7 protein-coding genes and 1 pseudogene are annotated in these 6,512 nt (G+C 43.4%); 5 read left to right on the forward strand and 3 right to left on the reverse strand.

The annotated features are described in order from the left end of the window. Positions 1 to 87: 87 nt before the first annotated feature. Positions 88 to 981 (reverse strand): tyrosine-type recombinase/integrase, encoded by an 894-nt coding sequence (locus ACEW9I_RS08940; RefSeq protein WP_373540002.1) that lies wholly within the window; start codon positions 979 to 981, stop codon positions 88 to 90. A gap of 672 nt (positions 982 to 1,653) precedes the next feature. Next, entirely contained in the window at positions 1,654 to 1,971 is a 318-nt protein-coding gene (locus tag ACEW9I_RS08945; protein ID WP_373540003.1) for a recombinase family protein, read from the reverse strand. A gap of 406 nt (positions 1,972 to 2,377) precedes the next feature. Here ACEW9I_RS08945 and ACEW9I_RS08950 point away from each other — a divergent pair, with 406 nt between their 5' ends. The 3 genes and pseudogenes from ACEW9I_RS08950 to ACEW9I_RS08960 all read left to right on the forward strand — a co-directional run. Beyond that, complete coding sequence (locus ACEW9I_RS08950) at positions 2,378 to 2,776, forward strand: hypothetical protein (protein ID WP_373540004.1); 399 nt, start codon at positions 2,378 to 2,380, stop codon at positions 2,774 to 2,776. A 128-nt stretch (positions 2,777 to 2,904) separates the two neighbouring features. Continuing rightward, positions 2,905 to 4,086, forward strand: a complete 1,182-nt coding sequence (locus ACEW9I_RS08955) for a PQQ-dependent sugar dehydrogenase (protein ID WP_373540008.1) — start codon at positions 2,905 to 2,907, stop codon at positions 4,084 to 4,086. Positions 4,087 to 4,707: 621 nt separating this feature from the next. Further along, a pseudogene (locus ACEW9I_RS08960) lies at positions 4,708 to 4,845 on the forward strand (peptide-methionine (S)-S-oxide reductase); the annotation flags it as partial. Here ACEW9I_RS08960 and ACEW9I_RS08965 read toward each other — a convergent pair. Then, positions 4,825 to 5,391, reverse strand: coding sequence for an ISAs1 family transposase (locus tag ACEW9I_RS08965; RefSeq protein WP_373540005.1), 567 nt, complete (start codon positions 5,389 to 5,391; stop codon positions 4,825 to 4,827). The pseudogene ACEW9I_RS08960 and the gene ACEW9I_RS08965 sit on opposite strands and share 21 nt — an antisense overlap. A gap of 438 nt (positions 5,392 to 5,829) precedes the next feature. Between ACEW9I_RS08965 and ACEW9I_RS08970 the strand changes: the two genes are divergently transcribed. Both ACEW9I_RS08970 and ACEW9I_RS08975 read left to right on the forward strand, forming a co-directional pair. Beyond that, positions 5,830 to 6,144 (forward strand): hypothetical protein, encoded by a 315-nt coding sequence (locus ACEW9I_RS08970; protein ID WP_373540006.1) that lies wholly within the window; start codon positions 5,830 to 5,832, stop codon positions 6,142 to 6,144. Positions 6,145 to 6,207: 63 nt separating this feature from the next. Then, positions 6,208 to 6,444 carry a hypothetical protein gene (locus ACEW9I_RS08975; RefSeq protein WP_373540007.1) on the forward strand — a complete coding sequence of 79 codons (237 nt, stop codon included), beginning with the start codon at positions 6,208 to 6,210 and terminating at the stop codon, positions 6,442 to 6,444. The last annotated feature ends 68 nt before the right edge of the window (positions 6,445 to 6,512 follow it).

Below are 6,512 nucleotides of genomic sequence, written 5' to 3' on the forward strand. Positions count from 1 at the left end.
ATAGTACTACCTATTCTCTATCTGCTCATTCTTAAAACCACTCAAAAGTATCGATCGCTATTTCAAAAGTAGATCTTTATAGCTAAATTATTCTCGCTCGGCAGATAGCAGTTCAAATGCTAACTGAGCTACTTGCTCGGCACGTTGCGAAGTAACTTTTGAATATTTTAATGTCGTTTGAATATTCTCATGCCCCATTAACGCTCTCAATTCCTCAATCCCCATCAAGCCAACCCTCTTCGTTGCAAAAGTGTGTCTTAGATCGTGGAAGCGGATGCCTTGCAATTGAATCTCCGAACTTAAAAGTTTAGTCCAAGATTGATAAGCTGCTTGATAAGAAAGACGAGAATGTATATGCGTAAATGGCGGCTCGGCAGTAAATAGTGCCAAACAATCTGAATGTCTGTAATATTTAATATAGTAATTTAGACTTTTGGCAGCATCTTCACTATAAAAGCACCATCTAGTTTTATTGCCTTTGCCAATAACTTGAAATTTACGAGCATCGATATTTATTTGGGCTAAATCCAAAGCTAACACCTCAGCAATCCTCGCTCCACTGCTATGCAGCAAGTTTACTAGAGCAGACATCCGCGCATCTTTTTTAACAGCACGCTCTAAAATACTCAATTGCTCTGGTGTAAGGTAACGAATATTTTCATCTGTGGCATGTTCTCCATCTGCCCGATTTGGCTTCCGGCGTTTGAGATTAGAGATGGGATTAGATTGAATGTAATCTTGCTCGATAGCAAAGTTGAATAGAGCTGTAATTACAGCTTGATGGCGATGGTGAGTGGTATATGAAATATTAGTGATTTTGTTGAGATATGCTACTAATAACTGTCGGTCTAAAATATCGATCGACCACCGACCATACTCTTTGAGTAAAGGCATCAATGTAAATTCATAAGAACGTAATGTGGTGGCAGCTAGTCCCGGACGTTCTAAAAATTCAGTAGCTAACTTAGCTAATGTCACCATGATTTTACACTACTTACTTAAACTCTTTAGATTAAAGTGCAGATATTAATTTATTATTAAAGCATACTTTTTTGAATATACTTTATGCAAAGTACGGTTCGGGATGCAGCTCCCCAAGCTGATGAGACATTGGCGAAGTACGGGTACGGCAACGATTCGTGTAAAACTGGATCGTGACAGGCTTGAAACCCTTGAATAGCAATACTTTCAAAGCTCCGTTTCTGCAATGGTCGTGAACCGTTTTACTATTTTTCCGAATAAGACAGATTTAACCTTCTTAAATTAGTCTTCAATTTCAAATTTGAAACACAATTTATCCTGGAACAGAAAAGCCGTATTATCACATCCTAGACAGCAAGAATTAGCTTTGGGCAATATTTATAACTCTTATAGGCTGCTTGCTAAAATCTGATTGTCACTGATTTTCAAGTGATATAAGTTAACCCAATCGATAGCTAAATGTTGAAACGAGCATTCCGTTTCAATCAATAATAATTTCTCATGAATTCTTAGATTACAGATGGTCAATACCTAGCCCAATACATACTACATGGTGCTAGTTAACTGAGAAGTTGCATCGTAGGTAGAATGAAAGAACCGCTCAAACAGCCTATCCACAGTGCTTTGAGGTGAATCGCTGAACTAAACCATCGATCGAAGCGGTAAAATGGTTCACATACCTATGGGGAATCGATCTTCCAAAGTATTGCTATACATGGGTTTTAAGCCTGTCACGATCCAGTTTTGCACGAATCGTTGTCGTACCCGTAATTGGCGTTTGGCGAGGTCGAGGGCTTTGGGTCTGCCACCCAAACGACCCCGCGCTCTGGCAGCGACTAGTCCAGCGGTGGTGCGTTCGCGCATGAGATTACGTTCAAATTCTGCTAGTGCGCCGAAGAGGTGGAAAATCAATCTCCCACTACTAAAAGCATCCATTTGGAGGTGCAGATTTTGGTCGTCTGTGGAAACTCGTGCATAACCGATTAACATTTTGGCTTTGGCGCACCTGAGTAACGAAGCCCGTGCATTACCAACATATGTTGCCGCTGTTAGAATTACCGAGTTTCGTTACCAAACTTGATTCGGTTTCTGGCTCGGCCTGACAATTTTTATCAGAGTAAGGAAAACGAACGTTTTCTTTACCGACTTATAGTTGCATTTAATCCTGGCTGGAATTGCGCTAATTTGATTGGTGGTTGGCGCAATTTATGACTAAACTACCAAATGCTTGCCTGAATTGACTTTCGGATAGTTGCAATTAATCCTGGCTCAAACGGATGATTGCAGGCTGGTTGCAATTAATTCTGGCTCAGTTGCAGTTAATTCTGGCTGGTGTGAAATTATAGTTGCAGTTAATCCTGGCGAGAAACTGCGATGATTGCAGGTTCTAACGATTATGATTGCAGGCCGCTACAATTACCGAGCATATATTACTGCTTGCCTACAACCGCCATCCAATTCAATTCTTTCCTTTACCACTCCTCAGTCAAACCTCGCCCGTCAGTGGCGGATCTGCTGCCATCGCCAACTCAAACTTACTAGACGCGATCGGGTAAATCTGCTCCTATCGATTCTCGTCGCCCCCATTGGGATCGGCTTGCTTAAAGTTGCAATTAGCGATGTGAAACCATTTACAGCGGTAGCTGGCAACCAGGCTAACTCAGCAATCCAAGTGCTGCTGGTATTCGTCTGTGCCTGTCTGTGGGTGGGACTCTCTGGTTCACTCCAAGAAATCGTCAAAGAAAAGGCGATCTACACTTTTATCTTATTAAATCATCGATCGCACAGAACCTAGATAGAACCCAACTTCTTTTTGCTATATCTACTTTCATCCTAGCTAATTAGAAAAGGATGTAAAAATATAGATAGGTCGGTAATGTCCGATCGCTGAAATATTTTAGCAATCTGTAACTTGTTGTGAATATACTCACCAAACTTTCTTGGCGATCAATAGCATTGAAAACGATCGCGCTGGCAGTGCTATCTTGTCTGGCTTGCTCTGGTAACGCCCAGAAATCTCCAGTCAGTCAGAACACCCAGGCAAATTATCGTCTAGTCCCAGTAGTAAAAGGCTTAGAGCATCCTTGGAGTATGGTTTGGCTACCAGATCGTACCATGCTCGTCACCGAGCGTCTTGGGCGGCTGCGAATTGTTCGCAATGGCGTACTCGATCCTACCGCGATCGGTGGCGTTCCGGCGGTATTTGCCAGCGGTCAAGGGGGATTGATGGATATTTCGCTCCATCCGCAATTTGCCAAGAATCGGCTGGTTTATCTCACCTATGCTCACGGTAACAACATCGCCAATCGCACGCGGCTGGCAAGAGCCGTATTCGATGGCAAAAACCTCAAAAATCTCCAAGTTATCTTTGAAGTCTCTCCCGTCAAACCAGGATCGCAACATTTCGGTTCGCGGATTACTTGGCTACCCGATAATACCTTGTTACTCGCGATCGGTGATGGCGGCAATCCACCACTGCAAATCGAGGGCAAATTACCCCGTTTCCAAGCCCAAAATCGGCGCAGCCAGCTCGGTAAAGTCCTCCGGCTCAAAGATGATGGTTCGATTCCCCGCGACAATCCCTTTGTCAAAGCTGCAAATACCGATCCGGCCATCTGGAGCTACGGACATCGGAATATCCAAGGCATGACCTTCGACCCAGTTACCAAGCGAGTTTGGGCGACAGAACACGGTTCGAGTGGTGGCGACGAACTCAACCTAGTGCAAAAAGGCAAAAACTACGGCTGGCCGTTGGCAACCTATAGTACAGAGTATGGCTCGAATAATAATATTTCACCGAATAAATCCCTACCTGGACTAGAAGATCCCAAAGCAGTGTGGACACCCGCGATCGCACCTTCGGGTTTGACGACGTATGATGGCAAGCGATTTCCGCAATGGCAAAAAAATCTCTTTGCAGGTGGCTTAGTCGATCAAGCGGTACGCAGAATCGAGTTAGATGCTAACGGCAAAGTCCTCAACCAAGAGCCGATTTCAATTGGTGCGAGGGTTAGAGATGTTCGTCAAGGCCCCGATGATTTATTGTATATTTTGACTGATGCATCTGAGGGTCAACTGATTCGGCTAGAGCCAACACAACGTTGATTAAGTCACCCAAGTTGCTACCTATAACCCTAGGGCGTGTCATCAATTAGGTAAAATTAGGACAAGTAAAAAATCACGCTTGATAATGACAACGAGACGATATGCGCTGCGAGATGATCAATGGGAGCAATATTTTTTAGCGTCTGCTGAATTTCGCTGTCACCAATCGATTGAATCATCGACAAAATTGGCCGATCGCACTCTTAAACCTCAAACCCTTTTACCAACAATGATTAGGGGGGTTTGAATTTTAAAATTCGGTAGTGCGTCAGATTATGGCGGGTTCGACTAACTGGATTTGGTCTAAGTCACTGAAATTTAATAGTGGGTCTATAGCTCTCAGCCATCTGCTGCTAGGGCTATTTTCTATAGTAACTAGCGGTTACAAACATTCACTACAGAATCGCGCTAATGCTCGAAATTAGCACTAAGGTCTAACTCAACCAGATATCGTTATAGCCGTTGCCACCAGCAAGTTTCAGCCATTTTTCTTGTTAAGTAATTACTTAACAAGGAAAATGGCTGCAATCGTTTGCAGTAGTGGTTTACAAGGTTTTGGTAAAAGATGAATATCGCTCGGCAATCTTTTTCGCCAATTCCGACCAGTAAAAAGTAGCCAAAGCTTATATCGAGCGGCTGAACAAGGCTCACGTTTTCACCAAACCAATTGCTACTCAAGTAGTGCCCTTAACCAAGTTTTATGCGGCTGAAGACCACCATCATAATCGCAGGGCTGATTTATTGAAGAAAGGAAAATAATCGATCGAGGTCGTGAGCCAGAAACCTGATTCCTTTGGTAATTAAAGCATAGCCCTCTTTCCGAAAGATATTCATCGCAATTGTCCTTCGTGTCGGGTGACCCGACACGAGCAGAATCCCAAAGTTAACTAATGCCGAACCACCACACAAAGGAGACTCATCCTCTTTGAGAACAACATCTTTAACCCAATGAAGGCAATTCTCCACTTGCCAATGCGCTCGGATGCGAGCAGCCAACTGAGCCGCATTTTCTGAGAGTGAACTAATGTAGAACACTATTTCCTCAAAAGGTTTAAGTTGACGGGTACCTGTGCGTTCCACCTTGACAATCCGTTGGACTCCGACCCAAAGTGGATCGATGCCCAGCGTTGGTGTCTTGACACTCACACTTCTTTGCACTTGTCGCCCATGACTAGAGTCAGTTTGAATGTCTGTATCTATCTCAACAGCCTGCTCAAATTGATTGTTTAATTCTTGATACAAATTAGGCTGATTGCCTTTAACTGCAACCAGATAGTCATTGCCGCTATCAATTATCTGCTGCACAGTTTTTTTTGGGTATGAAGTGCATCAAAGCTGAAACAAGCACCCTGAACATTTAAGACTGTCACTTTACCCATAACTTGACGCACTTGTGAATCATAAAATGGCTGAATTCTAACGCAAATACGTTGTTTTAGACGATCTAATCGATCGAGGTTTAAACCATAAAATGGCGTTGAGTTCTGAAATTGAATCATAATAAGGCGATGAGTTCTTTTTAGAATTGTGTGACTTATGGGATAACTTGGCGCAGTTGTAAACCATAAATTGGCTTCGCAATAACGAAAACACGTCGTTTCAGGCGATCGATTGCAATCTAGTTTCAATCATAACTTGGCGTTGAGTTCCTAATTTCAATCATAATAAGGCGATGAGTTTTTTTAGGAAATTGTGTGCTAACATCGCTAAAAATGGCAATTTTAAAAAACTCTCAGCCAAGATATGGTTGAAAAAGAGGAGGAGTACAAGGGCTTGAACCCAAGAGAATTTGAACGCTGGTGCCAAACACTTAATTTATCAGCAGCAGGCATTGAATCAATCGCCGCGATCCGGTCGGCTCCCCCAAGCCGTCGCGTCCAGGGACGAGCCAATAATGTCAGCGGTACCTATCCTTCCCAAAAAATGGGGCTGACCATCCAATTTGAGAGCCACAAAGTGGAATTATGGGCGATTTACTTAATGGAACACGACCCAAATGTTCTAGAGTATTACGACCAACCATCCTGCTTTAAAATTCAATACACCAACAAGTCTTGACGCAAGATCGGTCACTACCATACGCCAGACTTCTTTGTCCTGAGCGCGGATAATGCCGCCTGGGTGGAATGGAAAACCGAAGCTCAACTACAGAAACTGAGCGAAAAATACCCCACTCGCTATCTCCAAGCAGCAGATGGCTCGTGGCGATGCCCACCTGGAGAAGTTTATGCCGAACAACTAGGACTCAAGTATCAAGTCCGCACTGATGAAGAATTGCAACCCATCTATAGAACCCATTTGAGATCTTTTTGGCGATCGCGAAGTGCTACCAAGGCAGGTCGAGTAAAATCAAGATAGAGTAGGTAAATTTGAGCAGGCTAGGGTAAAAATGGGATATTCAAGCGATTTGACAGATAAGGAGTGGG

The organism is Chamaesiphon sp. (genome assembly GCF_041738855.1).
Taxonomy (GTDB): Bacteria; Cyanobacteriota; Cyanobacteriia; order Cyanobacteriales; family Chamaesiphonaceae; genus Chamaesiphon.

Bases quoted from the DNA above. Each gene is read 5' to 3' on its own strand.
- ACEW9I_RS08940 (WP_373540002.1), bottom strand. From the start codon at position 981: ATGGTGACATTAGCTAAGTTAGCTACTGAATTTTTAGAACGTCCGGGA.
- ACEW9I_RS08945 (WP_373540003.1), bottom strand. From the start codon at position 1,971: ATGTTAATCGGTTATGCACGAGTTTCCACAGACGACCAAAATCTGCAC.
- ACEW9I_RS08950 (WP_373540004.1), top strand. From the start codon at position 2,378: ATGATTGCAGGCCGCTACAATTACCGAGCATATATTACTGCTTGCCTA.
- ACEW9I_RS08970 (WP_373540006.1), top strand. From the start codon at position 5,830: ATGGTTGAAAAAGAGGAGGAGTACAAGGGCTTGAACCCAAGAGAATTT.